Raw genomic sequence first — 26,769 nt, forward strand, 5'->3', positions numbered from 1 at the left:
TCCGGCAGCGCCCGCAGAGACTCGGCGACGGCGGACTGCGGGCTGGCTAGCCTGCCGGTTACAGCCACCATCAACGACCGGGAATTCCCGGCACGCCAAGCCGAACACGGTAGACCTGATACGGCGCGGCTCGATCGATCTGTACAGGCAGGCGCCCCAACACCTGCTGGAGCGAGCTGCAGCTAATGTAGAGGGCACCATCCGCACCGAAACTTAACCCATCCGGCCAGCGCAGCAGCGGGCTCTGGATCAGCGTACCGAGGGTGCGATCCTGCCACAGCACGGCGATCGCGGAATGCTCGATGTCGGTCAGATAGACGTTGCCGCGCTGATCCACACTGATGCCGTCGGTCATGGTCTTGGGCGCGAAGATTTCGACGCGGTTGGCGAGTTGGCTGGCGCTCAGCGACTCATCCATAAGATCGGCGGTCTTCACCCGATACAGATGCAGGCTGCTCATGGGCGCGAAGTACAGCCATAGACCGTTTGCATCGAGGCCGACCGCATCCACGCCAGGGCGGACGCTGAACAGGTAGAACAGTTCCATGCGCCGGCCCTGCACGCGCGGCGTGTAGTACTCGGCGGTGACGGAGGGGTGTTCGTCGAGCACGCGACGCGCGCTGTGGTTGGCCACGTCGTAGACGATCAGCGCGGGGTTCTGGGCCAGCAGGCTGGCATCGGAGATGAACACCGTATTGCCGTCCGGCATCACCTGGAGATCGTTGAGGTGCGAACCGTAGCCAGCGATCTCGCGCGGGAAAATGAACTTCTCGACGAGTTCGCCGCTGTCGATGTCGAAGGCCATCAGGCGCGCCGGGTGCAGGCCGTGATTGCCGTTGTCGAGGACCCACAGCCGATTCTGCGCATCGACGCGGACGCCGAGTACCGTATCGAAACTGTCCGGCTCGCCTTCGCCGGTCTGGAACGCGAGGTTGGGAAAGGGTTTCATCTGCCCGTCCACCAGCTCCACGAGCTTCCATGCGGGGCGGGCTTCCGGGTGCAGCGACACGAAAATCCGTCCGCTCGCGGACACACTGATATTGCCGGGTGGGGTCGGCAGATCGGCTACGCGCTCCAGCGCGGACGCCGGCATCTGCGGCGGCGTGTCGCGCGCCGGAAAATCGTTGCCGCCGCCGTAGCGCCACTTCACGGCGGCGCCCAGCAGCAGGATGAGGATGACGATGAACGTCAGCAGCCGGCTCAGGAACCGACCGAGCAGGGACCGCCCGCTCATGGGATGACGCCTGCCGCGGTGTCGGCGGTGATCGGCAGCGTCACCTCGAACAATGGCCTGATGCGGTTGACGATCCAGCAATACAGGTCGGCGGTCTGTTCCGCGTCATAGATCGCCGAATGCGCCTCGGAATCGCTGTACGGAAAACCGGCGGCCTCAAGCGCTCGTCTCAGCACCGTCTGCCCCAGCGCGGCGCCGCCCAGCGTCGCCGTATCGAACACCGAAAACGGGTGGAACGGATTGCGTTTGTAAGCGTTGCGGGCACAGGCGGCATTGACGAAACCGAGATCGAAGTGTGCATTGTGGCCGACCAGGATTGCACGTTTGCAGCCGGCTTCCGACACTGCACGGCGGATCGGCCGGCATACCTTGTCGAGCGCCGCACGCTCGTCGATCGCCATGCGCAGCGGATGGTCAACGATGATGCCATTGACGTCCAGCGACGCCTTTTCGATATTCGCGCCCGGGAACGGCCGCACCTGCGCGGCATGCGTTTCCTGCCGAACCAGTTGTCCGTCCTCATCGATGCCGAGAATCACCACCGCGATTTCGAGCAGGGCATCGGTCTGCGCGTTGAAGCCGCCGGTTTCCACATCCACGACCACGGGCAGAAAACCGCGGAAGCGGCGCGACATCGGCACGTGTATGCGTGGGCGTTCCATGGGCTCGTCTGAAATGCGGCGCTGCATCATAGCATCGCCGTTTGTGGGGTCTGGCTGAACGCCCGGCTCAGGCTTTGCCGGCAACTCTTATATAATGCCGCGCCCTCCAAGCGGAGCGGCACCGCGCTGCGGGAGCACCGCATTTACATTCGTCCGCCGGACCCTGTCATGAGTTCCAGTTCTTACGTCAAAAAAGTTGCGCTTGCCTATTCCGGCGGCCTCGATACCTCGGTCATCCTGAAGTGGCTGCAGGATACCTACGGCTGCGAGGTCGTGACCTTCACCGCCGACATCGGCCAGAAGGAAGACCTCAGTTTCGTGCGTGGCAAGGCCGAGCGTCTCGGTGTCAAGGAAATGTTCGTGGACGATCTGCGCGAGGACTTCGTGCGCGACTACGTGTTTCCGATGTTTCGCGCCAATGCGATCTATGAGGGCGAATATCTGCTCGGCACCTCGATCGCGCGGCCGCTGATCGCCCAGCGACTGGTCGAGATTGCCAACCAGACCGGCTGCGACGCGATCGCCCACGGCGCCACCGGCAAGGGCAACGATCAGGTTCGCTTCGAACTCGGCGCCTATGCGCTGCGGCCGGACATCAAGGTCATCGCGCCCTGGCGCGAATGGGATCTCAATTCACGCGAGCGCTTGCTGGCCTACGCCGAGCAGCACAACATTCCGATCGAGAAGAAAAAAGGCGGTGGCTCACCGTATTCGATGGACGCCAACGCGCTGCACATTTCCTACGAGGGCGGCGGCCTGGAGGATCCCTACTGGGAGCCTGAAGAGGACATGTGGCGCTGGACGGTGTCGCCGGAATCGGCACCGGCCACCGCCGAGACCATCGAGATCGAATACGCGCATGGCGATCCGGTCGCGCTAAACGGCCAGGCACTTTCACCCTACGCGATGCTGGCGACGCTCAACGAACTCGGCGGTAAGCACGGCATCGGTCGGCTCGATCTGGTCGAGAACCGTTACGTCGGTATGAAGTCGCGTGGCTGCTATGAGACGCCGGGCGGTACGATCATGCTGCGCGCGCATCGCGCGATCGAATCGATCACCCTGGACCGCGAGGTTGCGCACCTCAAGGACGAGCTGATCGCCAAGTACGCCAGCCTGATCTACAACGGTTACTGGTGGAGCCCCGAGCGCCGCATGCTGCAGACAATGATCGACGCTTCGCAGGACAAGGTGAACGGCGTCGTCCGGCTCAAGCTCTACAAGGGCAATGTCATCGTCGTGGGGCGCAAGTCACCGGATTCCCTGTTCGATGCGCGTGTGGCCACCTTCGAGGACGATGGCGGCGCCTATAATCAAAAGGACGCCGAGGGTTTCATCAAGCTCAACGCGCTGCGCCTGCGGACGCTGGCGGGGCGCGGCTGACGATCATGGTGGTGACTGGTGGTGACCACCACCATGATCGTTAGCGCGACAGCATGATTCCGAACGACAGGCGTGTCACCGAGTGGTTGTAGTCGATCAGGCTTTCGCCGTAGCCGTGCCAGAGCGAAACCGAGTAGAACAGGGTGCCGCTGTCATTGGGCATGCTCCAGCTCAGTGACATCCCGCCTTTGCCGGTGCTCGGGTTGCCGCGAATCATGCTGCTGAGCAGCTGCTGCTTGCCGATCTGGCGTGCGTAGTGAATCTCGCCGTAACCGTAGTACTTGTAGATGTCGGGGTTATCGTCGCCCTTGGGGTCATCCGGCGTTTCCTTCCTGGGGTCGGGAATGCGGTACCAGGTCTTGAGGTAGAGCAGGTTCTTGCCTTCAGCCTTGAACGCGGCGAAATAGATTCGGTTCCAGCTGCGTGACAGCGGCAGCGCCTCGCCGTTGGACTCGTGCTCCAGACCGATATCCGCACCCCAGTGGTGCCATTTCTCGATGTCGTCCGGAATAAAACGGTAGAAGATTTCCGGGTTGTAGTTGGTCTCGCGAAACGGTCGCGATTCATTCTGGTTGTAGATCTGCCAGAACGATTTCTGGGTATAGGCGAAATACAGCGGTTTGCCGAGCAAGCGGTACTTGGCGCTGATCTGGAAGATGAACTCGGTATCCTGCCCTTCGTAGTCGGGACTGTAACTGAGCGGATACACGTACATCGGCTTGTGCATCGAAAGACCGCGCGCCGCGCTGACGATGCTGTAGGCATCGGTATTGACGCGGAAGTAACGCTTGGTTTCGGGGTCCCGGATCACCGCCTCGTAGGCGGCGAGGCTGGGCTCGTCGTGCTGCGTTGCGGCCGGTGCATCGGGGTCGTCGCGGACCGCCGTCGGAATGTTCTGGGGCTGAGGGGTGGACTGCGCCTGCGCCGCGGCGGGTAGTGCGAGTGCGATCAACAAGCAGGCGAGCCTGGGCATCGGGTTTCTTGATTTTGGCGGTCGATGGGACGCGACATCCATATCGTCTTGTCGGCTGATCTGGATGCCCTTTGCGTTGCGGCTTGAGTTTCCCGGTTAGTCTAGCGTTTCCATGTGACTGCGCCGCAACCATGCTGATCGATATCGCCTTGTTCCTGCTCGCCGCGGTGGTGGCGGTGCCACTGTTCAAGCGCCTGGGGCTGAGCGCCGTGCTTGGCTATCTGGCGGCCGGAATCGTGATCGGTCCGTCCGGCCTGGGTTTGATCAGCGATGTCGAAAGCATTCTGCATTTTTCGGAGTTCGGGGTCGTGCTGCTGCTGTTCATCATCGGTCTGGAGCTTCAGCCGTCGCGGCTGTGGGCTCTGCGTCGCGCCGTGTTCGGCCTTGGCGGGGCGCAGCTTCTGATCAGTGCCGCCGCCTTGGGCGGTCTCGCCCTGGCACTCGGACAGTCGATGCCGATTGCCATCGTCGCGAGTTTCGGGCTGGCGATGTCGTCCACCGCCTTCGTGTTGCAGTTGCTTGGTGAGCGCAAGGAACTGAACACGCGCCATGGTCGGAGCGCATTCGCGATTCTGCTGCTGCAGGACATGGCGGTGATCCCCTTGCTGGCCCTGCTGCCGATGTTGGGCGGTAGCGGCGAGGCGCTGGCCGGGGCGGACTTCTGGGCGGCGTTCGGGAAGGTCGCGTTGGCGCTGGTGCTGGTGCTGGTGGCGGGACGCTACCTGCTGCGGCCCTTGCTGCGCGTGATCGCAGCGGTGGAGCTGCCGGAGGTGTTCACGGCGACCGCGCTGCTGGTCGTGCTGGCCACTGCGATGGCCATGGAAGCGGTTGGCCTGTCGATGTCACTGGGGGCGTTCCTGGCCGGCGTGATGCTGGCGGATTCGGAATTCCGTCACGAGCTGCAGGCCGACATCGAACCGTTCAAAGGCTTGCTGCTGGGCTTGTTCTTCATTGCCGTGGGCATGTCCGCCGAACTCTCGACGGTCTATGAAGCGCCGCTGATGGTGTTGGGGCTGGTCTGCGCTCTGGTCGGTATCAAGAGCGCCGTCCTGTTCGCGATGGGGCGCGTGTCCGGCCTCGGCAATCGCGCCGCCCTGTCACTGGGCGTGGCCCTGTCGCAGGGCGGGGAGTTCGGCTTCGTGCTGTTCGGTGTCGCCACCGCTGCGGGGGTGCTGTCTGCGGAACTGCAGTCCTTGCTGATCGTGGTCGTGACCTTGTCGATGTTGACCACCCCCCTGCTGTACCGTTTGGTTTCGCAGATGAGCGCCACCGCGTCGCCACCGTTCGATGAGATCGATGCCCGAGAGACCGATGTGGTGATCGCCGGCTTCGGGCCGTTCGGGCAGATCATTGCGCGCATTCTGCGGATCAGGAAATTCTCATTCACGATCCTCGAGCGCAATTCCCTGCACGTCAGTTTCGTACGCCAGTTCGGCAATGCCGTGTTCTACAGCGATGCCGGTCGACTGGAGGTGCTGCGGGCAGCCAAGGTTGAGCGTGCGCGCGTGTTCGTAGTGGCGATTGCGGATCCGAGCGAATCGCTGCGCGTAGCCGGCGTGGTGCGCCGGAACTTTCCGCGCCTGCCGGTGATCGCCTGCGCGCGGACCCGGCAGCATGCATTGCAACTGATGAATCTGGGCGTGAAGCACGTCATACGCCGAAGCTATTTTTCCTCGCTGGAGGCCAGCCGCAAGCTGCTGGGTCTGCTGGGCAATTCGGAAAGCGAGACCGAGCGGATTCTGAAACTTTTCCGGGAACATGACGATCGCGCGTTGCTGCAGCAGCAGGCCGTTTCCGGTGACGAAAGGCAGATCATTCAATCTGCGGTGCAGTCGGCCCGCGAACTCGAACAATTGTTCGAGGAAGATCCCAGCATTCCGGCCGCCGAGGCCTGATGAAAATACAACTTGATGCATCCAATGTGTTCAGGGTGATAGGGCAGTCATCATGCGGGATCAACGGCCATGCCGCGAGCGGCACCCCGTACGATGAATCGCCTGCGGGCATGGCCCTTAGGGTTCATCGATCAGCAGGCTCTCGACCGGCACCTCGCCGAGACGTTTCCGTCCGCCCAGACTTTCGAGTTCGAGCAGCACCACGCAGCACACCGGCTTGGCGCCGAGCGCGCTGATCAGTTCGGCGGCGGCTGCTGCGGTGCCGCCCGTGGCGAGTACATCGTCCACGATGGCGCAGCGAGTGTCGCCGGCAAAAGCGTCGGCATGCAACTCCAGTCCGTCTTCACCGTATTCGAGCGCGTAACTGCGCCGCACCGTTTCGCACGGCAGCTTGCCGGGTTTGCGCGCGAGGTGCAGCGGCATCTGCAGGCGTGAGGCGATCGCGGCGCCGAACAGAAAGCCACGTGCTTCAAGCGCGACCAGTGCCCGCGCATGGTGGGCTTCGATGCGGGTGGACATGGCCTCCACCACGTCGGCGAAGGCGTCCGCGTCGGCCAGCAGGGGGGTGATGTCCCGGAACACCACGCCGGGCTGGGGGTAGTCCGGCACCTTGCGAACCAGCTTGCTGATGGTCTTGGCATCCATCTGATGTCTCCCGGCGCGGTCAGCGCTTGCGCTTCTTGGGCTTTAGCAGGGTTCCGGCACATGTCTCGGTTCCGCAGCGGCAGGTCCAGATTGCTTTCAGGCGCTGAGTGTGCGGTACGTCGAGCACGATCCCGTAGTCGTAGACGAGTTCCTCGCCCGCGCGAACCGGGCGCAAGGTCTCGATGAAAATGCGGTCACGACGGCGGTCCCTGCCGGGGTGTTCGTGCAGTACCGCCTGACAGTTCGGTTCGCAGCTGTGGTTCATCCAGCGCGCGGAATTGCCGCCTTCATTGCCGTCGAGCACATAGTGATCGTTCAGCGTGAACAGGAAGGTGTGGCCGGACTCGATGCTGCCGCCATAGCGGCGATCGGCCTGTGCATGCGTCAGCAGGCGGCCCTGGTACTGGATCAGGCGGTATTCGGCGGGAAGGTCGCGCGCGGCGAACATGCCGTTACCGTGTATCGGCGAACGGCGAACGATGATTGAACGGGGCATGCGGTTGTTGTTGGTACCGAAAAGGGGTGGTGCGATGGTCGCGGATCGCGACGGCCGATGTCGCGGCCGCCATTACGGCGATTGTGAAGGTGTCTGGCAAGCAAGGTACATGCTGGACACTCGTGATGAAACCATGCGGCGCGATAAGGTACGACACCGTCGCTGCCCGTGACCGATCCGCCACCACCTCATGCAAGGAATCCCATGCGCCTGATCCCGCTGTACTGTCTGGCTTATCTGAGTCTGGCGGCCACGACCGCCTTCGCGGATTCAGGCGCGAGTTTCGTGCCGCAGACCTATGCGTTCAAGAGCCAGAACCAGTTCCTGCAGATGCGCTATCTGGACGTGGCGCCCGAGGTATCCAACGGCGACACGGTGCTGCTGCTGCACGGCAAGAATTTTTGCGCGGCCTATTGGCAAGGAACCATGCGCACCCTGCTGGACGCCGGCTATCGGGTCGTCGCGCCGGAGCAGATCGGCTTCTGTTGGTCCGCGCTGCCGCGTGGCTATGAGTACAGTTTTCACCAGCTCGCCGACAATACGCGTGGATTGCTCGACAGCCTTGATCTCGACCGCGTGATCGTATTGGGACATTCGATGGGCGGCATGCTCGCCACGCGCTTCGCTCTGATGTATCCGCAGCGGGTCGAGCAACTGCTGTTACTGAACCCGATCGGCCTCGAGGACTGGAAGGCGCTCGGCGTGCCTTACCAGACAGTCGACAGCTGGTATGCGGCGCAGCGCAAGGTCGACTTTGAAAGCATCAAGCGCTATCAGCTCGCAAGCTACTACGACGGACAATGGACGCCCGACTATGAGCACTGGGCACGTCAGCTTGCGGCGCTGTACTCGGGGCCGCATGCTGACGATATCGCCTGGAGCCAGGCACTGACCTATGACATGGTCTACACGCAGCCGGTGGTCTACGAGTTTGATCAACTCCAGATGCCGACGGTGTTGATGATCGGCCTTCGTGATCGCACGGCGCTGGGCAAGAATCTGGTGTCGGAGGCGCAGGCGAAGTCGCTGGGCGACTACCCGCAACTTGGTCCACGGATCGTGGCACGCATTCCGGATGCGAAGCTGGTGGAGTTCGAAGGTTTGGGACACCTGCCGCACATCGAGGCACCGCAACGGTTTTACGAAGCCCTGCTGGACGCGCTCGGTGCGTCGTCCTGAGGCGATCAATCAGTCGCGATCAGCGTTTGTGAGCCCTGCCAGTGTTCGCCCGGCGCCAGCCGGATCGCGCGTTGCGCCTGTGCCGCCTCCACGCATAGCATGCGGCGTTCGCCGCCCGGCTCCATGTCGTCCAGGGCTGCGGCTTTCGTTGCGCCGGGATTCCAGATCACCGCGTCGGCAAATCCATCGCTGTGGACAAGGGTGCGGCAAGGTCCGTCATCGACACGCAGTTCGCGCGGCGCGTCGGGGTAGACCCGGTCGAGCTCGGCGCCGAAGCGCAGCTCCGCTTCATCCTGACGGCAGGCGGCAAAGTCACGAGTCGCATCCAGGTAGTAGCCTCCGCCGAGGCCGTGCAGACGCACCTGCGCGATGTCCGCAACGCGCAGGTAGGTATGTAGTGCGGCCGTGAACTCGAAAGCGCTGTGGCCGGGATTCTCCACGCGCAGGGACACCGTCAGTGCGCGTTCGGAGAGCGCCACGTCCAGCAGCAGCCTGAAGGCCTGCGGCCACATGGCGCGGGTGTGCGCGTCGTCGCGCAGCTCCAGACGGGCGCAAGCCGGAGCCTGTCCCAACAGCGTCCATGAGCGTGTGCGGGCCAGTCCATGTTTCGGCAACGGACCCCGGTTGGCGAACTGCGGAAAGATCACGGGTATGCCGCCGCGGATGGATTGCCCATCGCCATAGCGACTGGCTCCGCTAAGAAACAAGCGCTCGGTGGCGCACGCCGATGGCGTCCAGGACAACAGTTGTGCGCCATGCAGGCCGAATGTCGCCTGGGCGCCCTGGGGGCCTTCGAGCCTCAGGGTCGGGGTGCGCTTGGATTCGTCTCGGCCCGAACTCGTCAGATTTTCTTGTGTCATTTCTCATTTCTTCGTTTGGGTCTCGAGGCGGTCCCCGCTCGCGGATTCCGAAGCGGAAGCGTTCAGACCCGATTCACAGCGCCTGGGGCAGCCTTGCGGCCGAAATGGGGGAAACCCGCAAAAGCAAGAGAGCGTGACATGAAAGCACAAACCAATAATCGATTGAATGGCCGATTTAGCGCACCATTTTATGGCGTGATGATGGCCGGTGCGCTGCTGGCTGGGGCCCTGGGTCTGAGCGCGTGCAATGGGGCGGCCGAAGCCGACTCCGCGGCCTCTGCGGCGGCCGAAAGCTGCAACGATTGCGGCGAGATCGTCAGCATCTCCGCCCGCAAGGTCAAAGGTGATCCCTCAGCGGTGGGTACGGTTGCCGGTGCGATCGTCGGCGGCGTGGCCGGTCATCAGGTCGGTGGCGGCAGCGGCAAGGATCTGGCGACGGTGGCCGGCGCGATTGGCGGAGCCTTTGCCGGGCGCGAGGTCGAGGCGCGCAGCAAGTCCTACACCGTCTACGACGTAACGATAGAAATGAACGAAGGTGGCACGCGTTCGCTGACGCTGGCGTCGGTCGACAACCTCTACGAAGGTGCTAAGGTCCGGATCGCGGGCGATCGGGTGGTTCCCGCAGGCTAAGCCGAGCTCGCCATCAGATTCAGAAAATCAGGCAAAAGCCTGTTCATCGTCGACTCCCGAGGTGCCGCTTGCACCATGCTCTGCCCGCCGAGATATTTGTCGGGCTGATTGACCGAATGCGTCCGTTCATCACCTGAATGGCGTCCGCATTCATCTCCTGCGCAAAGCGCTACACCAAAGTCGGGCTTCCATTACGGTGAACTGGGCGAGGTCTGCATCTGGGGTGATGTGCGACTGGAAAACACGCTGTGCTTCGTCCACCGCCGGAAGCGCAGCGATGATCCGTTGATGCGCGCGGCGCCGGCTGAGTCTCAGCGTTTCGATTCGAAGATCGACGAAAGCAGATCCCTGCCTTCACCGCGCTCCAGCTTCGGATAGCGCAGGCCGCCGTGGTAGTCGATCGAAACGCTGCGATATCGATCGAAATCCTTGATCAGCAGTTCGATCGGCTGCGGATCATCGACGCTCTGCTCCACCGCGGTTTTCAGTACGTCTCCGGAATATTCCCGCCCGTTGACCGCGACGATTTTCATCGCCTTCGACAGGCCGGCGTCGAAAGCCGGGCTGTCCCAGACCACGTCCTTGATGTCGCCGTCCTTGCCGACCGACATGCCCAACGAATAGCCGAAATCCGAACTCTTGTACTGGGCCTCGGAACCCTTGCCGTACTCATTGGGTTCATCGCCGAACGTCAGCGTCCAGCCGCTACGCTTGATGCCGTCCAAGGGGGCCTGCGGCCCGTGGCCTTCGAGGCGATCAGCGAGAAATCCGGACCAGTCGAATTCGACGACGCCGTTGAGCGTGTCGACGACGTCGGCGCGCGTGTAGGTGTTGACCGTGTAGCTGCCATCATCCATGCCGAAAAAGGTACGCGCGAAATCGTCCAGCGACTTGCGGCCGCGAGTCAGCTCACGAATTTTCGTATCGGCGTCGAGCCACAACAGCAGACCTTCGTTGTAGTAGTCCTCGCTTCGTTGCCAACTGGTGTACGACAGCGGCAGTCGCGGCGTGATGATCGGCTGATTGGTGGTGTCGATCAGCGGACGCCATACCCGCCCCGGCCGCTGGAACTCATAGGTCGCCGCCACGTTGGCGAAGTAGGCGCGGGCCAGCTCGGCGTTCCACAGCCCGGAACGGGCGGCCAACACCTTGCCGTAGTACTGGGTCATGCCTTCATAGACCCACAGCAGACTGTCCTGCATCGGTGTGTTGAAGTGGGGCGTTGCCAGGTCGGCCCCACGCCGGTACTTGCCGTTCCACGAGTGTGTCATTTCATGGGCCAGCAGCTCATGACCATTGGCCTGCTCCGGCTTGTCCCATTCCGTGAAGTAACCGGGGCTTCTGCCGTTTTCGCTGGAGCGATGATGCTCCAGACCGATGCCGCTGAAGTGATCCGACAGCGCCAGCAGGAAATCGTAGTGATCGTAGTGCTGTGCGCCGAACAGCGCCCTGGCCTCGGCCACCAGGTTGCGGTGCGCGGCGAGTTGCTCGTCCGTGATCTCCAGGCTTTCCTGCGTGTCGGCCACGATGTTCAGGTAGACCGGTGTCTTGGCGCCCGGCGCAAGATCCTCGCGACGGAAGTGGGCGCCGGCGAACAACGGGGAATCCACCAGCGTATCCAGCGAGACCGTCTTGAAGTCGACGGACTCCGCGCTGCGCTGTTCCACCTCCAGTGCCGAGCCGAAATCCCAGCCGTCCGGCAGCACCAGACTGGCGGCGACCGGAATGCGGGAAGCGAAATAGCCGGCCGGATAGAGCACCACGGCATTCCACTGCAGGCCGATGATGTCCGGAGTGGCGACGATCCGCCCCTGCGCCTTGGACAGCGGCGAGGCGAACTGGAATTCGAGCGCTATGCGCTGTACGCCCTCGGGCACGGACAGGTGGAACGCATAAACGTCCAGCGGATCACGTGTCCATTCGATGCGTTGTTCGCCGGCCCTGATGATCAGTCCGGTCAGCGCAGAGATCGGGCCGCGCGCTGCGTGATTCCCCGGCAGCCATTCGGGGTAGTAGAGCGTCAGCGGGCCCGGTTTGACCGGGATTGTTTCCTGCACGCGAAACACGCGATGGGCACGGTCCCTTGCATCCACGCGCAGCTCGATCGTGCCGGGATAGGGCGTATCCAGCGGTGCACGCGCTGCGCGCGCCGGCCAGCCGTTGTCCTGCGCATGGCTCGATTGCGCCATGAGCAGCATCAGCAGTACGGCGCATGAACGGATCGGGTTCATGTGAAATTCCTTCGGTTCAAGTGGGGGCGAATGCCGCAGCCGGGTATGGCGCGGCGTATCGGCTGCGCGGACGTTGACGGCGGAGTCATCCTTGCCGTCAGACTGATGGCTGGGGACTGGAGGATCGAGCTTGAGGAGTCCGGTAGTCATGCTTTGACTTTTGAATGGGCATGAATCCTGCCAGTTCAGTTTCGGCTTGTTCACTCAAAGGATTCCGATGCCCGAGTTTCGCATTCGAAGCGCCCATGCCGTCAGGTTCGTCGCGGTGGTGCTGTGCTCGTGCGGAGCTAGCTTCGCTGTGCACGCCGAAGGTGCACAGGAAGCGAGAACCTGGGGTTTGCCCTGGCTTGCCGGCACTGCCGAATCGCGTGGCGTGAGCCTGCCCAGGCCGCTGGGTGTCGGCGCGATGGCGGTCCATTATCGCGAGGATCTGACACTCGACGAACTGGTCCTGTCGGCGGATACCGGTCAGCGCGGCGGTGTCGATTTCATCGATATCGACAACGCCGAGATCACCACGGAAATTCTGCAACTGCGCTTCGATGCCTGGTTGTTCCCGTTCATGAACGTGTTCGCCATGGTCGGTCTCGCCGACAATGACGTCAGCGCCGATTATTCATTCCAGGGCGACGATCTGATCGCCTTCCTGGGCGACGAGTCGCGCTGCGCACCCGATGCCTCGCCGCGGCCGGCGGCCTGTGACATGACGTTTACAGGCGAGATCGGACAGAAACCCGAGGGCGCCAGCTACTCTTTGGGCACCCTGCTGGCTGTCGGCAGAGGGCCCTACTTCGCGCTGGCGGGGATCAGCTACACCTGGAATGACGTGGACACGGTTGACGATTCGATCGAGACGCTGGCGGTCTCGCCGCGCTTTGGCCGCCGCTTCGAAGTCAATGGCGGCGAAGTCGCGGTGTATGCCGGTGGCCTGTATCTGGACAGTGACGTTCAGCTCAGCAAGCAGCTGAGGTTCGCCGCGCCGGACGGCGATATCGAGGTCACCATCACCACCTATGAGCAGAACGCCAAGCGCTGGAGCTATGTCGCCGGTGCCAGCTGGGATGTGTCGAGGGATTGGAACATCCAGGGTGAAGTCGGCTATGGCAGTTCGCGCGAAGGCGTGCTTGCCTCGGTCACGCGCCGTTTCTGATACCTGAGGGCCATGCCACAAGCGGCGCCCCGCAGAATGAATCTGCTGCGGCATGGCCGTTCCCCTCACCCACCGCTCTCCCGCAAGCGGGCGAGGGTCGGTCGGCGTCACGCGGCGCGTGATTCACGTTGACAAGCCCTTACAAAGCCGCTGTCGGCAAGGTCAACTGAGCGCTGTATCTCCCGTTGAACCGGAATACAGGCAGGAAAGTGCCCTGAATTCGGTCATTCGGAGATACGAAAATGAGCTTGAGACCCCTGACTGTTCTGCTGTTCGCCAGCAGTCCGATCCTGACGACGCCCGCGTTGTGACGGCGATGGCACGCGGGTCGACGACCGTAGCGAGCGCCGTCAGATCCGCCGGGACGTACGCCAGCCGGAATGAGTGGGTCGGCGCCTACTCACGCCCGAATGTCCAAGCGTGAGGAAAGCGCCGGCACGCTTACCCCAGCAGCGCTTCGATCTCATCCGTCAACGCATCCGGTTCCACTGTCGGTTCGAACCGTTTCACGACCTTACCTTCCGAATCGATCAGGAATTTCGTGAAGTTCCAGCGGATATTGCTGCCTTCCATCAGGTCCGGGTGGCTCTTTTCGAGATGCTTGTCCAGCATCTCGGCACTCGGGCCCGAGCCGTTCACGGATTCGGCCGTGGACTGGCGCAAATAGGCGAACAGCGGGTGTGCGTCCTCCCCGTTGACGGCCACCTTGGAGAACATCGGGAAACTGACGCCGTAATTCAGCGAACAGAACTGCTGAATCTCCGCATCGCTGCCCGGTTCCTGGCTGCCGAACTGGTTGCACGGAAAGCCAAGCACGCGAAAGCCCCGGTCCTCGTATTTGCGCTGCAGGTCTTCGAGCTTTTCGTATTGCGGGGTCAGACCGCACTCGCTGGCCACATTGACGATCAGCAGCACCTTGCCGGCGAACTGTTCCATCGACACCGGCTCGCCGTCGATCGACAAGGCCTGAAATTGGTGAATGCTCATGAGCGGACTCCACTACGGATAGGGGACTACGCACGCTAGCGCATCCCGATGAACGTAGACAGTCCCCGTCAGACAGTCGCCGTCGTCGGCCGGCGCTCAGCCTTCCTTGTGATAGGCGGTCACGCGCTCGACCTCATTCTTCGAGCCGAGAATCACCGGCACGCGCTGATGCAGTTTGGAAGGCTGAATGTCGAGAATCCGCTCGCGCCCGGTCGTGGCCGCGCCGCCGGCCTGTTCGATGATGAAGCTCATCGGATTGGCTTCGTACATCAGTCGCAGCTTGCCGCCCTTTTCGCGCGATTTCTCGTCCATCGGGTACATGAACACACCGCCGCGGGTGATGATGCGATGCACGTCGGCCACCATCGAGGCGACCCAGCGCATGTTGAAGTCCTTGCCGCGTGGACCGTCCTTGCCGGCGGTGCATTCATCGATGTAGCGCTTCACCGGCGCCTCCCAGTAGCGCGAATTGGACGCGTTGATCGCGAATTCCCTGGTGTCTTCCGGAATCCTGATGTGGCTCTGTGTCAGTACGAAGCTGCCGAGTTCACGGTCCAGCGTGAACTGGTGCACGCCGTTGCCGATCGTCAACACCAGAACCGTGCTGGGGCCGTACACGGTGTATCCGGCGGCGACCTGTTTCACCCCTGGTTGCAGGAAGTCGTCCTCGCAGGGCGTCAGCGTGTGGTCCGGCGGGCAGCTCAGCACCGAGAAGATCGTACCGACCGAGATATTCACGTCGATGTTGCTGGAGCCATCCAGCGGATCGAACAACAGCAGATAGCCGCCTTTCGGATACTGCGACGGAATCATCACCGGCTCGTCCATTTCCTCGGACGCCAGTGCGGCCAGATGTCCGCCCCATTCATTGGCTTCCATCAGGATGTCGTTCGACAGCACGTCGAGCTTCTTCTGCGCTTCACCCTGCACGTTGTCGGAGCCGGCGTCTCCCAGCACCCCGCCGAGTGCGCCCTTGCCGACCGCGATCGATATGCGTTTGCAGGCGCGCGCCACGATCTCCAGCAACAGGCGCAGGTCCGGCTTCACTTCGCCGATCGCGCGTTGCTCCTCGATCAGGAACTGGGTCAGGAAGATCGGCTTTTGAGTCGAAGGCGTCATGAGGCGGACATGATTGTTGGGACGGAAAGCCGACATTTTACGGGAAGCCTGCCGCCAGCGGCGCTGAACAGGCGCGTGGGTTGACGTCTGCGCTCGCTCGTTCATCATCGCATCGGTCGAGTTCCCCGGAATCGCCAAAGTCGCCCGAAGTTGATCTACCCGCCCCCTCGAAAAACCTTGAGAATGAAAAAACTCTTGCTGCTTGCCGCATTGGTCGTCTGTGCGCCACTGCCCTTCATGGCCCAGGCTCAGGACGATGGTGTACCGAAATACGTGTCCGACGAAATCCTGCTGTCGGTGCGCGAACGGCCCAGCAATGACGCAGGTACGATCGGTGTCATTCACAGTGGTGACCGCGTCACGCTGCTGCGCTCGCTCGGCGAGCAGAGCTATTCCCAGATTCGCACCGCCGACGGTGTGACCGGCTGGGTCACCTCGCGCTACCTTTCGGATGAGCCCGCCGCCGAGGATCAGCTCGATTCGACTCAGACCGCCTTGCGCAAGGCGCGTGATCGTGTTGCCACACTGGAAGCGAACCTCGATGAAGCGCAGACGCGGCTCGATAGTGCACGGCCCGCATTCGAGCTGCAGGAAGAAAATGACAAGCTGCGTGCTGTCATCGCGGAGAACGAGCAGAGGACCGCACAACTGGCGCGGCGCTTCAATCAGGAAAAAGCCAAACGTCAGACGATGGTGATGGGCGCCGCGCTGGTCGGCGGCGGCGTCCTGCTCGGCTTGGTGCTGCCGTGGATCGGCCGTGGCCGCAAGCGCAGGGCTTACGGCGACCTGTAGCGCGTCGTCCGCGGCCCGCGCCCGCGACTGTCCCCCGACAAGCCCTTGCTCAAATGCCCATCGCGCTCAGCGAGGACGCCAGTCGGTTGAGCATCGCGGTAAAGCGCGGATGCCGGACCTCGAACTGGTCCACAGCCAGGCTCAGTTCGTCGATCAGGCCCTGGCGTTCTTCGGGCGGGCGGGGCTGTTCGAGGTCCGCCTCCGCACCGGCGACCAGCCTCTCAAGGCGCTTGGATTCTTCGGGTGCGAGCTTCAGTTCATGAATCTCGGCGCGCAGGCTGGCGAGGGTCTCACGGATTTCCTGTTCGTTCATCGTTGTGGTTTTATCGGGCCTGGCCCTGACTGTAACGTGAATCCGAACTCACGAAGGGGGTTCGGACCCGCCGGGTGAAAGTTCAGGCCCGAGTCAGTGCCTCGGCCGCAGCATTCGTGACGATGACTGTCGTGTCGTTCCGAGCTGCCAGCGGCCCTCGGGTTGCACCCAGGACGGCACGAAACCGTACCCAAGCCGAGGACTGAAACGATGCACGATCAGGGAAAAAGCTTTGCCGCAATGAACGAGCAGGGCGCCGATCTCGGGAACTTCTATCCTGTAGGCCACATTGTTGCCGCCTTCCCGACGCGCGAAGCGGCGCTGACCGTTCAGAAGAGCCTGCAAGGCAAGGGCTATACGGCGGATGAAACCCGTTACCTGTCTCCGGAAACCGTGGTGGAAGGTACGCAACGCGGCCTGGATTCGGCCGGTCTGCTGTCGATGCTGGGATCCTCGCTGCGCATGGTGCAGCTGTATCACGACCTGGCCGAAAAAGGGCGACACTTTCTGCTGATTCACGCCCCCGATGAGCGCGACGATGAACAGGTGATGTCGGTGATCCGTGAACAACCGCACGAACTGGCGCAGAAATATCATCGCCTCACCGTCGAATCGCTGGGTGGTGAACTCAACCCCACGCGCGACACTCAGCCCGGCTGAAATCCTGCCGGAATTCCAGGCTCGGGACGCAGGCGCGGCGCGGCTGGACTGGCGCCAGCGGCGGTCCTCACCGCCGTCCATCCCAAGCGGCGACGCAAGGCCTGCGCGCCCTCGACGCGAGGCCGACGGCGGAGGCGCCCGAGGTCTCCCGCATCCATTGCGTCCCGCAGGCGTCGTAGTTGCGCGTCCATCGCCGATGAATACGGGTCGGGCTGGGACGGTACCGTCTGAAAGTGGGCTGCGGCGTAGCGATACACCCCTTCGAAATGGCCATCCAGACGGTCGGCACGGAGATGACGGTGAAACTCCGGTGTCTTGCGCAGCAGCTCATCTGCCGATTCATACTGCGGCGCTGCGGCGTGCTGGCCGGCAAGTCCGCACCAGGTGAACTCGCGGTAAAGGTAGTCCCGGCATTTCTCCAGATAGCAGCGATCCGAGACCTGCGCCATCACGTCGGCCGTGCCCAGCATGAAGCCGAGCATGCGGTCGCGGCGATTGCGGACCGCAATCTGGTTCAGCGCGATCTCGTAGCCGGTGAAATGCGCGAGGCGGCGCGCCAGCGCGGCCTCCTTGGCGAATCCGACCTGCGGCAGGAACCGGGCCAGGAAATCGCCGGAGCGCCCGACGTGGGTAAAGGTGAATTCCGCGCCGTTGATCGCCTCGTCACCCGACCGGCGGATATAGCCGGCATCGTGAAACAGCGCGACCAGAACACCGAGCACCGCGCGCCGCGCTCCCAGTCGTCGGCTGGCCGGCTCGCTGCGCTCATGGCCGTCGACGAGGCGCGCCAGCGCCAGCGCGCAGTCGAGACTGTGCTGTGCGTCGTGATACCAGGTGTCGCATCCTGCGTAGCCGGCGAGTCTGCCGGTGAACAGCCTGGAAAACGTATCGAACCCACGGCGGACCGGCGCCAGGTCGATGTCCGCGTAGCGCCGGGCGAGGATCCCGCACACGGCGGCGCAGACCGACTTCGGGTCGGCAACACAGACCGTGTTGGTCACATCGTGATCGTTGCGGCGCGCTGTCATGTCTCGTATTGAAGCCTCGCGAATCGGCCCGAACGGTGACTCAGTTCACAGCATCGGGAAATGGGCTGCCCGATTGAGACCGGTCAAGCGGCCGGCAGTTCGAATTCGGCGATCAACGGCGTGTGGTCAGAAGGGCGTTCGAGCTTGCGCGGCGCGGTGTCGATGACGCAGGCGCGGCAGTTCGCCACGAGTTCGCGCGAGGCCAGCACATGATCGATGCGCAGACCGAGATTGCGGCGGAAGCCCGCGGCGCGATAGTCCCACCAGGTAAACGATTGCTCGGCCTGCTCGAACAGCCTGAAGCAATCCGACAGACCCAGATCGAGCAGCGCGCGCAGCCGCTCACGTTCCGCATCCGAGCAGAGAATGCCGCCTTCCCAGACGGTAGGATCATGGGTGTCTTCCGGCGCCGGCGCGATGTTGTAGTCGCCGGTCACGGCCAGTAGGGGATATGCGGTGAGCTGCGCCCGCAGGTAGCGTTCCAGGGCCTGCAGCCAATCGAGCTTGTAGGCGTATTTGTCGGTCCCGAGCGCCTGACCGTTCGGCACATAGACGTTGACGATACGAACGCCCCGCGTGGTCGCCGCGATCACGCGCTTCTGTTCGTCCTCATATCCGAGCATGCCGCGCGTGACGTTTTCGAGAGGGTGCCGGGACACGATCGCCACACCGTTGTAGGTCTTCTGTCCGCTGGCGGCCACATGGTAGCCGAGTGCCTGAAAGGCCTCATGCGGAAAGTCCGCGTCCTGCAGTTTCAGTTCCTGCAGGCCCAACACATCGACGGGATTCTGCGTCAGCCATTCGATGACGTGCGGAAGGCGCACGCGCAGGGAATTCACGTTCCAGGTGGCGATTTTCACGGAAGTCGGCGGTCGAGCGGTATTGAGCGGCGCGCACTCAGGTCGCGGCGGGTGGGTCGGGTGTGGTGCGCAGCACTTCGTCGACGGAGGTGAGGCCGGCGGCGATCTTGCGGGCGCCGGAGATTCTCAGCGGCGACATCCCTTCTGACAAGGCCTGGGCGCGCAGCAGGGCGAGATCGGTGCCCGCGTCGATCAGAGGCGCCAACGTGGCCGTGTTGTTGAGGATTTCGTAGGCGCCGACGCGCCCCAGGTAGCCGGTCTCGCGGCATTCCAGACAGCCCACGGATTCGTAGATGCTGTTCGGCGGCGTGCTCGATGCGTCGCGCGTGAGTTCCCGCCAGCGGGTTTCCGAGACCTCCACCGCATGTCGGCAATGCGGGCACAGACGGCGCAGCAGGCGCTGCGCCACCACACCCAGCAGCGTGGCGCGGATCAGGTACGAAGGCACGCCCAGATCGAGCAGGCGCGTGATCGCGCTGGGCGCATCGTTGGTATGCAGGGTGGACAGCACCAGGTGGCCGGTCAGGGCCGCCTGAATCGCGACTTCGGCCGTTTCGAGATCGCGAATCTCACCGACCATGATGATGTCCGGGTCCTGTCGCAGCAGGGCGCGTACGCCGTCGGCGAAATTCAGGTCGATATTGGCCTGCACCTGCATCTGATTGAATGCGGGCTCCACCAGTTCGATCGGATCCTCGATCGTGCAGACATTGACCGCCGGCGTGGCCAGTTGTTTGAGCGTGGAATACAGCGTGGTGGTCTTGCCCGAGCCGGTGGGGCCGGTGACCAGGATGATGCCGTGCGGCTGGCGGATCATCGATTCCCAGCGCGCGCGATCTTCGGCGGTCAGGCCCAGCGCCGAGTAATCCTTGACCAGCACCTCGGGGTCGAAGATGCGCAACACCAGCTTTTCGCCGAAGGCGGTGGGCAATACCGAAGCACGCAGTTCGATCTCGCGACCGTCCGGGCTGCGCGTCTTCATGCGCCCGTCCTGCGGCTTGCGCTTTTCGGCCACGTCGAGTCGCGCCAGGATCTTCAGGCGCGAGATGACCGCGACCATGACGGCACCGGGCACCTGGTAAACCTCGTGCAGCTGGCCGTCGATTCGAAAACGCACATTGCCGAGCTCGCGCCGCGGCTCGATGTGAATGTCGCTGGCGCGCTGTTCGAAAGCGTAGTTGAGCAGCCAGTCCACGATATTGACGACGTGCTGGTCGTTGGCATCGAGCTTGCCGGCGCGCCCCAGTTCGGTGAGCTGTTCGAGATTCTGGACGCCACTCGGCGTCATCCGTCCGCGTTCCACGGCGCTGGCCTTGACCGAGCGCGATAGCGCATAGAACTCGATCAGGTAGCGCTGAATCTCCTCGGGGTTGGCGAGCACGCGCTCGATGCGCTTGCCTGCGATACGGCCGAGTTCTTCGGCCCACTCGTCGACAAAGGGTTCGCTGGTGGCGATGCTCACCTGTTGCGCGGTGACCTTGATCGGCAGGATGCGCAGGCGCGCCGCGTAGGCGTAGGGCACGACGGCGGTAACCTGGGTCACGTCGATCACCAGGGGGTCGATGCGCTGGTAGCCCAGCCCGGTGCGTCCGGCCAGCCACTGCGTCAGCGACTCGGCCGTCAGCATGCGTTGCAGCGGTGCCCGCGCATCGGGCCAGCCTTGCTGTGCGATCAGCGAAATCGGATGCGGCGGCGGCTCGCCGGTGCGCTGCGAGGGGGCCGCAAACTCGCGCGCGTCCTCGTTCCGAAGCAGGCCGTCTTCGATCAGCCAGTCGAGCACCTCCCGAAGTTGCAGGCGCGGTTCGCGTTTGCGGCTGACGATCGCGTTCATCGTTGTTCAGTATACGCATCGCCCGACGCCTGGATGAGGGATTGCGTATTGGTCGGCCCGGCCGGCGCGATGCCCGGCCGGCGCGATGATTTAAAGTAGGCTTCGTTGGAACCACAAGACCGCGAATATGCAGACTGGGATGTCGGCGCAAGCCGGACGAGTCCGTCAAGGATTGAAACGATGAAGTACCGAATCGTGTTGGGGGCGCCGCTGGGGCTGCTGCTGGCGGCCTGTCAGCACCTGGGCCTGTTCGACCCCGATCCGCGGCGGATCGAGGTCAACGAGGTGTACAGCCAGACGCAGTGCGGCACGCAAGGGCGTGAATCGCGGCTCAGTCTGTTGCCGGACCGCGCTGCAGTGCAGGCTCTGGGACTGGGCGTAGAGTCCTCGCAGCTGGACTCGATCGGGCCGTACGTGCTGGTCGAGATGGGCGAGCGTCGCAGTGGTGGATTCAAGCTGGCCGTGAGCCGTCAGGCCGATCAGCTGGGTTCGCTGGTGCGCCTGTACGCCACATTCATCTCGCCGCCCAAGGGCGCGATGACGACCATGGCGCTGACCAGCCCCTGCGTGCTGGTGGCCTTGCCGCAGCCCGCCGAGGCGGTGGAATTGATCGATCAGGCAGGCACTGTCCGTGCCGAGGTGAAGCCGTGAAGCGAGTGCTGCTGTGGACGGGACTGTGCGCGATGCTGCTGAGCGGCGCCGTCGCCCACGCGGCGCAGACGCGGCCGGCCGATATCGTCGACGGGTTCCGCAAGGCGGTCCTGCGCGGCAATGCCGACGAGGCACTGGGCATGCTGGCCAGCGATGTCGTGATCTACGAGCAGGGGTTCTCGGAGTTCGATCGGCGCGAATACGCCGGGGATCATCTGGCGGCCGACATACAGTTCGAAAAGAGCATTCATCGCGCGATCACCTGGCGCCAGGTGTTCCAGGACGAGGTGTACGCCTTCGTGATCTCGGAATATCGGCTGACCGGCGATCTCGACGGCGAGCCGCTCAATATCGCGACCACGGAAACCATGGTTCTGCGCCGCGATGCACAAAGCTGGAAGATCGCACACATTCATCTGTCTTCCCACTCCGTGGATCAATAGCCCAAAGCGACGGTAGCCCCCATGCTGAGTTTTCTCCCCGGTCCGCTGCTCGGCGCGATCATGTTCGTGGTGCTGGTCGTGCACACGCTGGTGATGGCGGTGCCGGTGTACTTCACGATCCTGCTCAAGCTGATCACGCCGAAAGGCCCGTACCGCGATCGGGTTTCGATTTGGATGGCGGCGCTGGCGCAGATCTGGGCCAACAACAACGTGTGGTTCGGCGATACGCTGATCGGCACGCGTTGGGACATCCGCTGCGAGGTGCCGCTGTCGCCCCGCGATCAGTTTCTGGTCTGCGCCAATCACCAGAGCTGGAACGACATTTATGTGCTGATCAAGACCTTCGGTTATCGCGGACCGTTCTTCAAGTTCTTTCTCAAGAAGGAACTGATCTGGGTGCCGGTGCTGGGCCCGGTGTGGTGGGGCCTGGACTACCCGTTCATGAAGCGTCATTCAGCCCAGACGCTGATGAAGCATCCGGAATTGCGTGGTCAGGATCTGGAGGCGACGCGCCAAGCCTGTGAGGCCGCGCGCAATCATCCGGTGCTGCTGCTGAACTTTCTGGAGGGCACGCGCTTCACCCAGGAGAAGCACGACAAGCAGAAGTCCCGTTTCGTCCACCTGCTCAAGCCCAAGGCCGGCGGCCTTGCGTTTGCGATACAGGCGATGGGCGAGCGCCTGCATTCATTGCTGGACGTCACCATCGTCTATCCGGACGGCGCGGTCGGCTTCTGGGCATTCCTGATGGGCCGCATGCGGCACGTCGTGGTCGAGGTCCGCAAGCGCGCGATTCCGCCGGAATTCTTCCATGGCGACTATCTCGGCGATGCGCCGTTCCGCAAGCAGGTGCAGGGCTGGGTGCAGGAAATCTGGGAAGACAAGGACCGCCGCATCGAAGAGCTGCTCGCCGAGACGCGGGCCCGGTCCGCCGGTGGCTAGCGGAAGCGGTCGGCGGAGGCCGCCTCCCACAGCGTTTGCCATGAGGGCGGCGGTTCCAGCAGCAGCGCGCCGCGGTCGAGAAGGTCGTAGCGCTGTGCGGCGTTGCTGACCGAGCCGTCCAGATCGCGCCGCAGCAGATGTTTCGGTCTCAGGCTCTGTGGATGGTCGAAGCCGGCCACCGCCACCAGGGTCGCCAGCGCACCCACGGTCTCCTTGTGGAAGCGCGCCACACGGTCCGCCTTGCGTTCCACGTCGATCGCGCGCCAGCGGCGCGGGTTCTGAGTGGCCACGCCGCTCGGGCATTTGTCGGTGTGGCAGTTGACCGATTGCACGCAGCCCACGGCGAACATGAAACCGCGCGCGGAATTGCACCAGTCCGCGCCCAGCGCCATGTTCGAGGCGAGGCCGAATCCACTCACCGCCTTGCCGCTGGCGCCCACGCGTATTCCGTCGCGTACATCGCCACCGACCAAAGCATTGATCGCGAACAGCAGGCCTTCCCGCAGCGGCAGGCCGACGCGATTGGTCAGTTCCAGCGGCGCCGCGCCGGTGCCGCCTTCGCCGCCGTCGATCACGATGAAGTCCGGCCGTATTCCGGTTTCGCGCATTGCCTTGACGATGCCGAGAAACTCCACGGGATCGCCGATGCACAGCTTGAATCCGGTCGGCTTGCCGCCGCACAGATCGCGCAGCCGCGCCACGAATTCCAGCAAGCCGGTGGGCGTCGAGAACGCGCTGTGCGCGGCCGGGGATACACAGTCCTGCCAGGCGGGCACCTTGCGTGTTCGCGCGATTTCCTCGGTGACCTTGGCACCCGGCAGCACGCCGCCGTGGCCCGGCTTGGCGCCCTGTGACAGCTTGATCTCGATCATCTTCACCGCGTCGAGCTGTGCGGTTTCGCTGAACTGGCCCGCGTCGAAATGGCCATTGGCATCGCGGCAGCCGAAATAGCCGCTGCCGATTTCCCAGACCAGATCGCCGCCGTGTTCGAGGTGGTAGGGCGAGACCCCGCCTTCACCGGTGTCGTGAAAGAAGCCTCCGGTTTTCGCGCCGAGGTTCATCGCGCGCAGGGCGTTCGGCGACAGTGAGCCGAAGCTCATCGCCGAGATGTTGTAGACCGAGGCACTGTAGGGCTGGCGGCAGTCGCGGCCACCGATGTCGATGCGGAAACGGTCGTCCGCCTTCTCCTTGGGCGTGATCGAGTGCTCGATCCATTCGTGGCCGCCGGCGTAGACGTCGTGCTTGGTACCGAAGGGATGCTTGTCGTTGGCGCCCTTGGCGCGCTCATAGACCAGCTCGCGCTGCTCGCGCGAGAACGGGCGGCCATCGGTATCGCTTTCGAACAGGTACTGGCGCAGTTCCGGACGGATCGCCTCGATATACCAGCGCATGCGCGAGATCAGCGGATAGTTGCGCCGCAGGTTATGCCAGGGCTGGAACAAATCCCACAACGCCACTATCGTCAATAGCCCGAAGCCTGCCGTCGCGATCCACCAGCCGGCATGCCCCCGACTGGCCGGCCACGCACACAGCAGCGCGGCCAGTGCCGGGACGAACAGTCCGCCGTAACGGATCACGCGGCCTCCTGCGTCTCCAGCAGGCCGCTTTGTCGCAGCAGGGCTTCGATCGACGGCTTGCGCCCGCGGAACGCCACGAACAGCTCCATGGCGTCGGCACTGCCGCCGCGTGCCAGCACGGTGTCGCGGAAGCGTCGTCCGACTTCGTTGTTGATCAGGCTCTGCCCGGCGGCCCGCGCCTCCTCGAAGGCGCCGAAGGCGTCGCTGGACAGCACCTCGGCCCATTTGTAGCTGTAGTAGCCGGCCGCATAGCCGCCCGCGAAGATGTGCGAGAAGCTGTTGGGAAAGCGGTTCCAGGCCGGCGGGAACATCACCGAGACCTGATCGCGAACCCTGGCCAGCGTCTCCGGGATACGGCCACCCAGCGCCGGGTCGTAGTCGCGGTGCATGCGCAGGTCGAACAGCGAGAATTCGAGCTGGCGTACCGTGGCCATGCCGGCCTGGAAGCTGCGGGCCTCGCGCAGCTTGTGCAGCAGCGCATCCGGCAGTGCCTCGCCGGTATCGACATGCCGCGCGAACAGGCTCAGCGATTCGTGTTCGTAGCACCAGTTCTCCATGAACTGGCTGGGAAGCTCCACCGCGTCCCAGGCCACGCCGCGGATGCCGCTGACGCTGGCTTCGTCGACCTGGGTCAGCAGATGGTGCAGGCCGTGCCCGAATTCGTGGAACAGGGTGGTGACCTCGTCGTGCGTCAGCAGCGCCGGCTTGCCGGGCAGCGGCGGGGCGAAGTTGCCGACCAGATAGGCCACCGGCAATTGCAGTCCCGTAGCAGTGATGCGGCGGCCGCGGCATTCATCCATCCAGGCGCCGCCGCGTTTGGCCTCGCGCGCGTACGGGTCCAGGTAGAACAGACCGAAGCGCTCGCCCGCCGGTGTTTTCAGTGCATAGACCGTGACGCTGTCGTGCCAGACCGGCTGGTCATCGACGATCTCGATGCGGATGTCGTAAAGCTGTTCCACCAGGTCGAACATGCCGCGGATGACCTGCGGCGCCGGGAAATACGGCCGCAGCATTTCGTCGGACAGGCCGAGGCTGTCTTCCTTGAGCTTTTCGGCGTAGTAGGCCGCGTCCCAGGGTTCGAGCGTGCTCAGTCCGTCGCGTTGTTCGGCGAAGGCGCGCAGCGTTTCCAACTCGGACTGCGCACGCGCTCGCGCGCGCTCGGCGAGATCGAGCAGGAACGCTTCCACCGAGTCCGGCGATTCGGCCATCTTCGCTTGCAGCGACAGTTCGGCGTAGTTGGCGAAGCCCAGCAGCGTCGCCATTTCGTGCCGCAGTGACAGAATCTCCTCCATCAGCGCGGCATTGTCGTGATCGCGTCCGTGATCGCTCTGGTCGGAGGCGCGAGTGACGTAGGCGCGATACAGGGTCTCGCGCAAGGCGCGGTCGTCCGCGTAGCTGACGACGGCGATGTAGCTCGGTACGTCCAGCGTCAGCAGCCAGCCCTGTTGCTGCTTGGCTTCGGCCTTGGCGCGGGCGGCGGCGCGGGCGCTTTCGGTCATGCCGGCGAGGCGCGATTCGTCGTCGATCAGCAGGCTCCAGGCCTGCGTGGAATCGAGCAGGTTTTCCTCGAACTTCGTCTGAATCTCGGAGAGCCGCATCGAGATCGTCTTGAATCGTTGCTGCTGATCCTCCGGCAAGGCAATGCCCGACAGGCGGAAATCGCGCAGGGCGTTGTCAATGAGCTTGCGTCGCGCGGCGTTGAGGCCTGGGTAGGCCGCGCTGTCGGCCAGAGCCTGGTAGGCCTGATACAGCGGTTTGGACTGCGACAGTTCCAGGCCGTACTCCATCAGTTTGGGCAGACAGGCGTTGTAGGCGCCGCGCCATTCCGGCGTGGAGCACACCGAGAACAAGTGGCTGATCGGCGACCAGACGCGCGACAAGCGGTCGCCGATTGTTTCCAGCGGGCCGATCAGGGCGTCCCATTCCGAAGGCGTGTCCTTGGCCAGCAGCGCCGTCAGTTCCTCGCGATTGCGTTGCAGGATCCGGTCTATGGCCGGTTCGGCGTGCTCGGGTCGGATCACATCGAAGGCCGGCAGCTCGGTGCTGTCGGCCAGGCGTAGCAGGGGATTGTCTGAGCTCATGGTCTGTTCGGTGACGCTGCGTCTGGCGCAGGGGTAGTCAATAGTATGGGTCGCGGTTCAACATCGGCCGGCATTTCCCGGCGGCTGCGGACTGTGCAAGGCTCAAGCCTAACAAGCGATGAACTTCCGCCGAGCCTTGGTGCCAATGAT

At 63.5% G+C, this 26,769-nt stretch carries 25 protein-coding genes; 10 read left to right on the forward strand and 15 right to left on the reverse strand.

Annotated features, from left to right (window positions below; genetic code table 11):
• Nucleotides 1-70 precede the first annotated feature (70 nt).
• Together RM530_RS05315 and rnt are read right to left on the reverse strand one after the other, a co-directional pair.
• Nucleotides 71-1,234: an L-dopachrome tautomerase-related protein gene (locus RM530_RS05315; protein WP_311364174.1), complete on the reverse strand. Its 1,164-nt coding sequence runs from the start codon at nucleotides 1,232-1,234 to the stop codon at nucleotides 71-73.
• Nucleotides 1,231-1,926 carry a ribonuclease T gene (gene rnt, locus RM530_RS05320; RefSeq protein WP_432276075.1) on the reverse strand — a complete coding sequence of 232 codons (696 nt, stop codon included), beginning with the start codon at nucleotides 1,924-1,926 and terminating at the stop codon, nucleotides 1,231-1,233. Before rnt ends, RM530_RS05315 begins: the two co-directional genes overlap by 4 nt.
• 138 nt (nucleotides 1,927-2,064) lie before the next feature.
• On the opposite strand from rnt, the gene RM530_RS05325 reads away from it, so the two are divergent.
• Nucleotides 2,065-3,279 carry an argininosuccinate synthase gene (locus RM530_RS05325; protein ID WP_311364176.1) on the forward strand — a complete coding sequence of 405 codons (1,215 nt, stop codon included), beginning with the start codon at nucleotides 2,065-2,067 and terminating at the stop codon, nucleotides 3,277-3,279.
• 40 nt (nucleotides 3,280-3,319) lie between these two features.
• Here the strand turns inward: RM530_RS05325 and RM530_RS05330 are convergent, their stop codons facing one another.
• Nucleotides 3,320-4,252, reverse strand: a complete 933-nt coding sequence (locus RM530_RS05330; protein ID WP_311364177.1) for a phospholipase A — start codon at nucleotides 4,250-4,252, stop codon at nucleotides 3,320-3,322.
• Nucleotides 4,253-4,383: 131 nt separating this feature from the next.
• On the opposite strand from RM530_RS05330, the gene RM530_RS05335 reads away from it, so the two are divergent.
• Entirely contained in the window at nucleotides 4,384-6,147 is a 1,764-nt protein-coding gene (locus tag RM530_RS05335) for a monovalent cation:proton antiporter-2 (CPA2) family protein (protein WP_311364178.1), read from the forward strand.
• 117 nt (nucleotides 6,148-6,264) lie between these two features.
• On the opposite strand, the gene RM530_RS05340 is transcribed toward RM530_RS05335, so the two are convergent.
• Nucleotides 6,265-6,792 (reverse strand): adenine phosphoribosyltransferase, encoded by a 528-nt coding sequence (locus RM530_RS05340; RefSeq protein WP_311364179.1) that lies wholly within the window; start codon nucleotides 6,790-6,792, stop codon nucleotides 6,265-6,267.
• Between the two features lie 19 nt (nucleotides 6,793-6,811).
• Complete coding sequence (locus RM530_RS05345) at nucleotides 6,812-7,288, reverse strand: SET domain-containing protein (protein WP_311364180.1); 477 nt, start codon at nucleotides 7,286-7,288, stop codon at nucleotides 6,812-6,814.
• A 204-nt stretch (nucleotides 7,289-7,492) separates the two neighbouring features.
• On the opposite strand from RM530_RS05345, the gene RM530_RS05350 reads away from it, so the two are divergent.
• Nucleotides 7,493-8,467, forward strand: coding sequence for an alpha/beta fold hydrolase (locus RM530_RS05350; RefSeq protein ID WP_311364181.1), 975 nt, complete (start codon nucleotides 7,493-7,495; stop codon nucleotides 8,465-8,467).
• Between the two features lie 5 nt (nucleotides 8,468-8,472).
• On the opposite strand, the gene RM530_RS05355 is transcribed toward RM530_RS05350, so the two are convergent.
• Complete coding sequence (locus tag RM530_RS05355; RefSeq protein WP_311364182.1) at nucleotides 8,473-9,327, reverse strand: D-hexose-6-phosphate mutarotase; 855 nt, start codon at nucleotides 9,325-9,327, stop codon at nucleotides 8,473-8,475.
• A 138-nt stretch (nucleotides 9,328-9,465) separates the two neighbouring features.
• Between RM530_RS05355 and RM530_RS05360 the strand changes: the two genes are divergently transcribed.
• The gene (locus RM530_RS05360; protein ID WP_311364183.1) at nucleotides 9,466-9,957 is read left to right on the forward strand and encodes an outer membrane lipoprotein; all 492 of its coding nucleotides are present in this window, start codon (nucleotides 9,466-9,468) and stop codon (nucleotides 9,955-9,957) included.
• A gap of 311 nt (nucleotides 9,958-10,268) precedes the next feature.
• Here RM530_RS05360 and RM530_RS05365 read toward each other — a convergent pair whose 3' ends face one another.
• On the reverse strand, nucleotides 10,269-12,155 hold the full coding sequence (locus RM530_RS05365; RefSeq protein WP_489752848.1) for a M61 family metallopeptidase: 1,887 nt from the start codon (nucleotides 12,153-12,155) through the stop codon (nucleotides 10,269-10,271).
• A 331-nt stretch (nucleotides 12,156-12,486) separates the two neighbouring features.
• Between RM530_RS05365 and RM530_RS05370 the strand changes: the two genes are divergently transcribed.
• Complete coding sequence (locus RM530_RS05370) at nucleotides 12,487-13,338, forward strand: hypothetical protein (protein ID WP_311364185.1); 852 nt, start codon at nucleotides 12,487-12,489, stop codon at nucleotides 13,336-13,338.
• Nucleotides 13,339-13,779: 441 nt separating this feature from the next.
• On the opposite strand, the gene RM530_RS05375 is transcribed toward RM530_RS05370, so the two are convergent.
• Together RM530_RS05375 and RM530_RS05380 are read right to left on the reverse strand one after the other, a co-directional pair.
• Nucleotides 13,780-14,325, reverse strand: a complete 546-nt coding sequence (locus RM530_RS05375) for a glutathione peroxidase (RefSeq protein WP_311364186.1) — start codon at nucleotides 14,323-14,325, stop codon at nucleotides 13,780-13,782.
• 96 nt (nucleotides 14,326-14,421) lie between these two features.
• A complete protein-coding gene (locus tag RM530_RS05380) occupies nucleotides 14,422-15,444 on the reverse strand; it encodes a class 1 fructose-bisphosphatase (RefSeq protein WP_311364187.1) in 1,023 nt (340 codons plus the stop codon).
• 183 nt (nucleotides 15,445-15,627) lie between these two features.
• Here RM530_RS05380 and RM530_RS05385 point away from each other — a divergent pair, with 183 nt between their 5' ends.
• Entirely contained in the window at nucleotides 15,628-16,236 is a 609-nt protein-coding gene (locus RM530_RS05385; protein ID WP_311364188.1) for a TIGR04211 family SH3 domain-containing protein, read from the forward strand.
• 49 nt (nucleotides 16,237-16,285) lie between these two features.
• On the opposite strand, the gene RM530_RS05390 is transcribed toward RM530_RS05385, so the two are convergent.
• The gene (locus tag RM530_RS05390; RefSeq protein WP_311364189.1) at nucleotides 16,286-16,549 is read right to left on the reverse strand and encodes a DUF4404 family protein; all 264 of its coding nucleotides are present in this window, start codon (nucleotides 16,547-16,549) and stop codon (nucleotides 16,286-16,288) included.
• A gap of 210 nt (nucleotides 16,550-16,759) precedes the next feature.
• Here RM530_RS05390 and RM530_RS05395 point away from each other — a divergent pair, with 210 nt between their 5' ends.
• Entirely contained in the window at nucleotides 16,760-17,209 is a 450-nt protein-coding gene (locus tag RM530_RS05395) for a hypothetical protein (RefSeq protein WP_311364190.1), read from the forward strand.
• Here RM530_RS05395 and RM530_RS05400 read toward each other — a convergent pair.
• The 3 genes from RM530_RS05400 to tfpB form a co-directional block, all read right to left on the reverse strand.
• Nucleotides 17,197-18,237 (reverse strand): HD domain-containing protein, encoded by a 1,041-nt coding sequence (locus RM530_RS05400; protein ID WP_311364191.1) that lies wholly within the window; start codon nucleotides 18,235-18,237, stop codon nucleotides 17,197-17,199. The two genes, RM530_RS05395 and RM530_RS05400, sit on opposite strands and share 13 nt — an antisense overlap.
• A gap of 83 nt (nucleotides 18,238-18,320) precedes the next feature.
• Complete coding sequence (gene xth / locus RM530_RS05405) at nucleotides 18,321-19,097, reverse strand: exodeoxyribonuclease III (protein ID WP_311364192.1); 777 nt, start codon at nucleotides 19,095-19,097, stop codon at nucleotides 18,321-18,323.
• 37 nt (nucleotides 19,098-19,134) lie between these two features.
• Entirely contained in the window at nucleotides 19,135-20,928 is a 1,794-nt protein-coding gene (gene tfpB, locus RM530_RS05410; RefSeq protein ID WP_311364193.1) for a type IV pilus assembly ATPase TfpB, read from the reverse strand.
• A gap of 180 nt (nucleotides 20,929-21,108) precedes the next feature.
• On the opposite strand from tfpB, the gene RM530_RS05415 reads away from it, so the two are divergent.
• The 3 genes from RM530_RS05415 to yihG are packed head-to-tail and all read left to right on the forward strand — an operon-like array spanning nucleotide 21,109 to nucleotide 22,961.
• On the forward strand, nucleotides 21,109-21,579 hold the full coding sequence (locus tag RM530_RS05415; protein ID WP_311364194.1) for a protease complex subunit PrcB family protein: 471 nt from the start codon (nucleotides 21,109-21,111) through the stop codon (nucleotides 21,577-21,579).
• Nucleotides 21,576-22,022 carry a YybH family protein gene (locus tag RM530_RS05420; RefSeq protein WP_311364195.1) on the forward strand — a complete coding sequence of 149 codons (447 nt, stop codon included), beginning with the start codon at nucleotides 21,576-21,578 and terminating at the stop codon, nucleotides 22,020-22,022. The genes RM530_RS05415 and RM530_RS05420 overlap by 4 nt, the downstream gene beginning before the upstream one ends.
• A 21-nt stretch (nucleotides 22,023-22,043) precedes the next feature.
• Nucleotides 22,044-22,961: a 1-acylglycerol-3-phosphate O-acyltransferase, YihG family gene (yihG, locus tag RM530_RS05425; RefSeq protein WP_311364196.1), complete on the forward strand. Its 918-nt coding sequence runs from the start codon at nucleotides 22,044-22,046 to the stop codon at nucleotides 22,959-22,961.
• Here the strand turns inward: yihG and RM530_RS05430 are convergent.
• Entirely contained in the window at nucleotides 22,958-24,538 is a 1,581-nt protein-coding gene (locus tag RM530_RS05430; RefSeq protein ID WP_311364197.1) for an FMN-binding glutamate synthase family protein, read from the reverse strand. The two genes, yihG and RM530_RS05430, sit on opposite strands and share 4 nt — an antisense overlap.
• Nucleotides 24,535-26,619: a M3 family metallopeptidase gene (locus tag RM530_RS05435; protein WP_311364198.1), complete on the reverse strand. Its 2,085-nt coding sequence runs from the start codon at nucleotides 26,617-26,619 to the stop codon at nucleotides 24,535-24,537. Before RM530_RS05435 ends, RM530_RS05430 begins: the two co-directional genes overlap by 4 nt.
• Nucleotides 26,620-26,769 lie beyond the last annotated feature (150 nt).

The organism is Banduia mediterranea, from assembly GCF_031846245.1.
Taxonomy (GTDB): Bacteria; Pseudomonadota; Gammaproteobacteria; order Nevskiales; family Nevskiaceae; genus Banduia; species Banduia mediterranea.

Excerpts from the sequence above, each read along its gene's own strand:
- RM530_RS05315 (WP_311364174.1), bottom strand. The coding sequence starts at position 1,234 with ATGAGCGGGCGGTCCCTGCTCGGTCGGTTCCTGAGCCGGCTGCTGACG.
- rnt (WP_432276075.1), bottom strand. The coding sequence starts at position 1,926 with ATGATGCAGCGCCGCATTTCAGACGAGCCCATGGAACGCCCACGCATA.
- RM530_RS05325 (WP_311364176.1), top strand. The coding sequence starts at position 2,065 with ATGAGTTCCAGTTCTTACGTCAAAAAAGTTGCGCTTGCCTATTCCGGC.
- RM530_RS05330 (WP_311364177.1), bottom strand. The coding sequence starts at position 4,252 with ATGCCCAGGCTCGCCTGCTTGTTGATCGCACTCGCACTACCCGCCGCG.
- RM530_RS05335 (WP_311364178.1), top strand. The coding sequence starts at position 4,384 with ATGCTGATCGATATCGCCTTGTTCCTGCTCGCCGCGGTGGTGGCGGTG.
- RM530_RS05340 (WP_311364179.1), bottom strand. The coding sequence starts at position 6,792 with ATGGATGCCAAGACCATCAGCAAGCTGGTTCGCAAGGTGCCGGACTAC.
- RM530_RS05345 (WP_311364180.1), bottom strand. The coding sequence starts at position 7,288 with ATGCCCCGTTCAATCATCGTTCGCCGTTCGCCGATACACGGTAACGGC.
- RM530_RS05350 (WP_311364181.1), top strand. The coding sequence starts at position 7,493 with ATGCGCCTGATCCCGCTGTACTGTCTGGCTTATCTGAGTCTGGCGGCC.
- RM530_RS05355 (WP_311364182.1), bottom strand. The coding sequence starts at position 9,327 with ATGACACAAGAAAATCTGACGAGTTCGGGCCGAGACGAATCCAAGCGC.
- RM530_RS05360 (WP_311364183.1), top strand. The coding sequence starts at position 9,466 with ATGAAAGCACAAACCAATAATCGATTGAATGGCCGATTTAGCGCACCA.
- RM530_RS05365 (WP_489752848.1), bottom strand. The coding sequence starts at position 12,155 with ATGCTGCTCATGGCGCAATCGAGCCATGCGCAGGACAACGGCTGGCCG.
- RM530_RS05375 (WP_311364186.1), bottom strand. The coding sequence starts at position 14,325 with ATGAGCATTCACCAATTTCAGGCCTTGTCGATCGACGGCGAGCCGGTG.
- RM530_RS05380 (WP_311364187.1), bottom strand. The coding sequence starts at position 15,444 with ATGACGCCTTCGACTCAAAAGCCGATCTTCCTGACCCAGTTCCTGATC.
- RM530_RS05385 (WP_311364188.1), top strand. The coding sequence starts at position 15,628 with ATGAAAAAACTCTTGCTGCTTGCCGCATTGGTCGTCTGTGCGCCACTG.
- RM530_RS05390 (WP_311364189.1), bottom strand. The coding sequence starts at position 16,549 with ATGAACGAACAGGAAATCCGTGAGACCCTCGCCAGCCTGCGCGCCGAG.
- RM530_RS05395 (WP_311364190.1), top strand. The coding sequence starts at position 16,760 with ATGCACGATCAGGGAAAAAGCTTTGCCGCAATGAACGAGCAGGGCGCC.
- RM530_RS05400 (WP_311364191.1), bottom strand. The coding sequence starts at position 18,237 with ATGACAGCGCGCCGCAACGATCACGATGTGACCAACACGGTCTGTGTT.
- tfpB (WP_311364193.1), bottom strand. The coding sequence starts at position 20,928 with ATGAACGCGATCGTCAGCCGCAAACGCGAACCGCGCCTGCAACTTCGG.
- RM530_RS05415 (WP_311364194.1), top strand. The coding sequence starts at position 21,109 with ATGAAGTACCGAATCGTGTTGGGGGCGCCGCTGGGGCTGCTGCTGGCG.
- yihG (WP_311364196.1), top strand. The coding sequence starts at position 22,044 with ATGCTGAGTTTTCTCCCCGGTCCGCTGCTCGGCGCGATCATGTTCGTG.
- RM530_RS05435 (WP_311364198.1), bottom strand. The coding sequence starts at position 26,619 with ATGAGCTCAGACAATCCCCTGCTACGCCTGGCCGACAGCACCGAGCTG.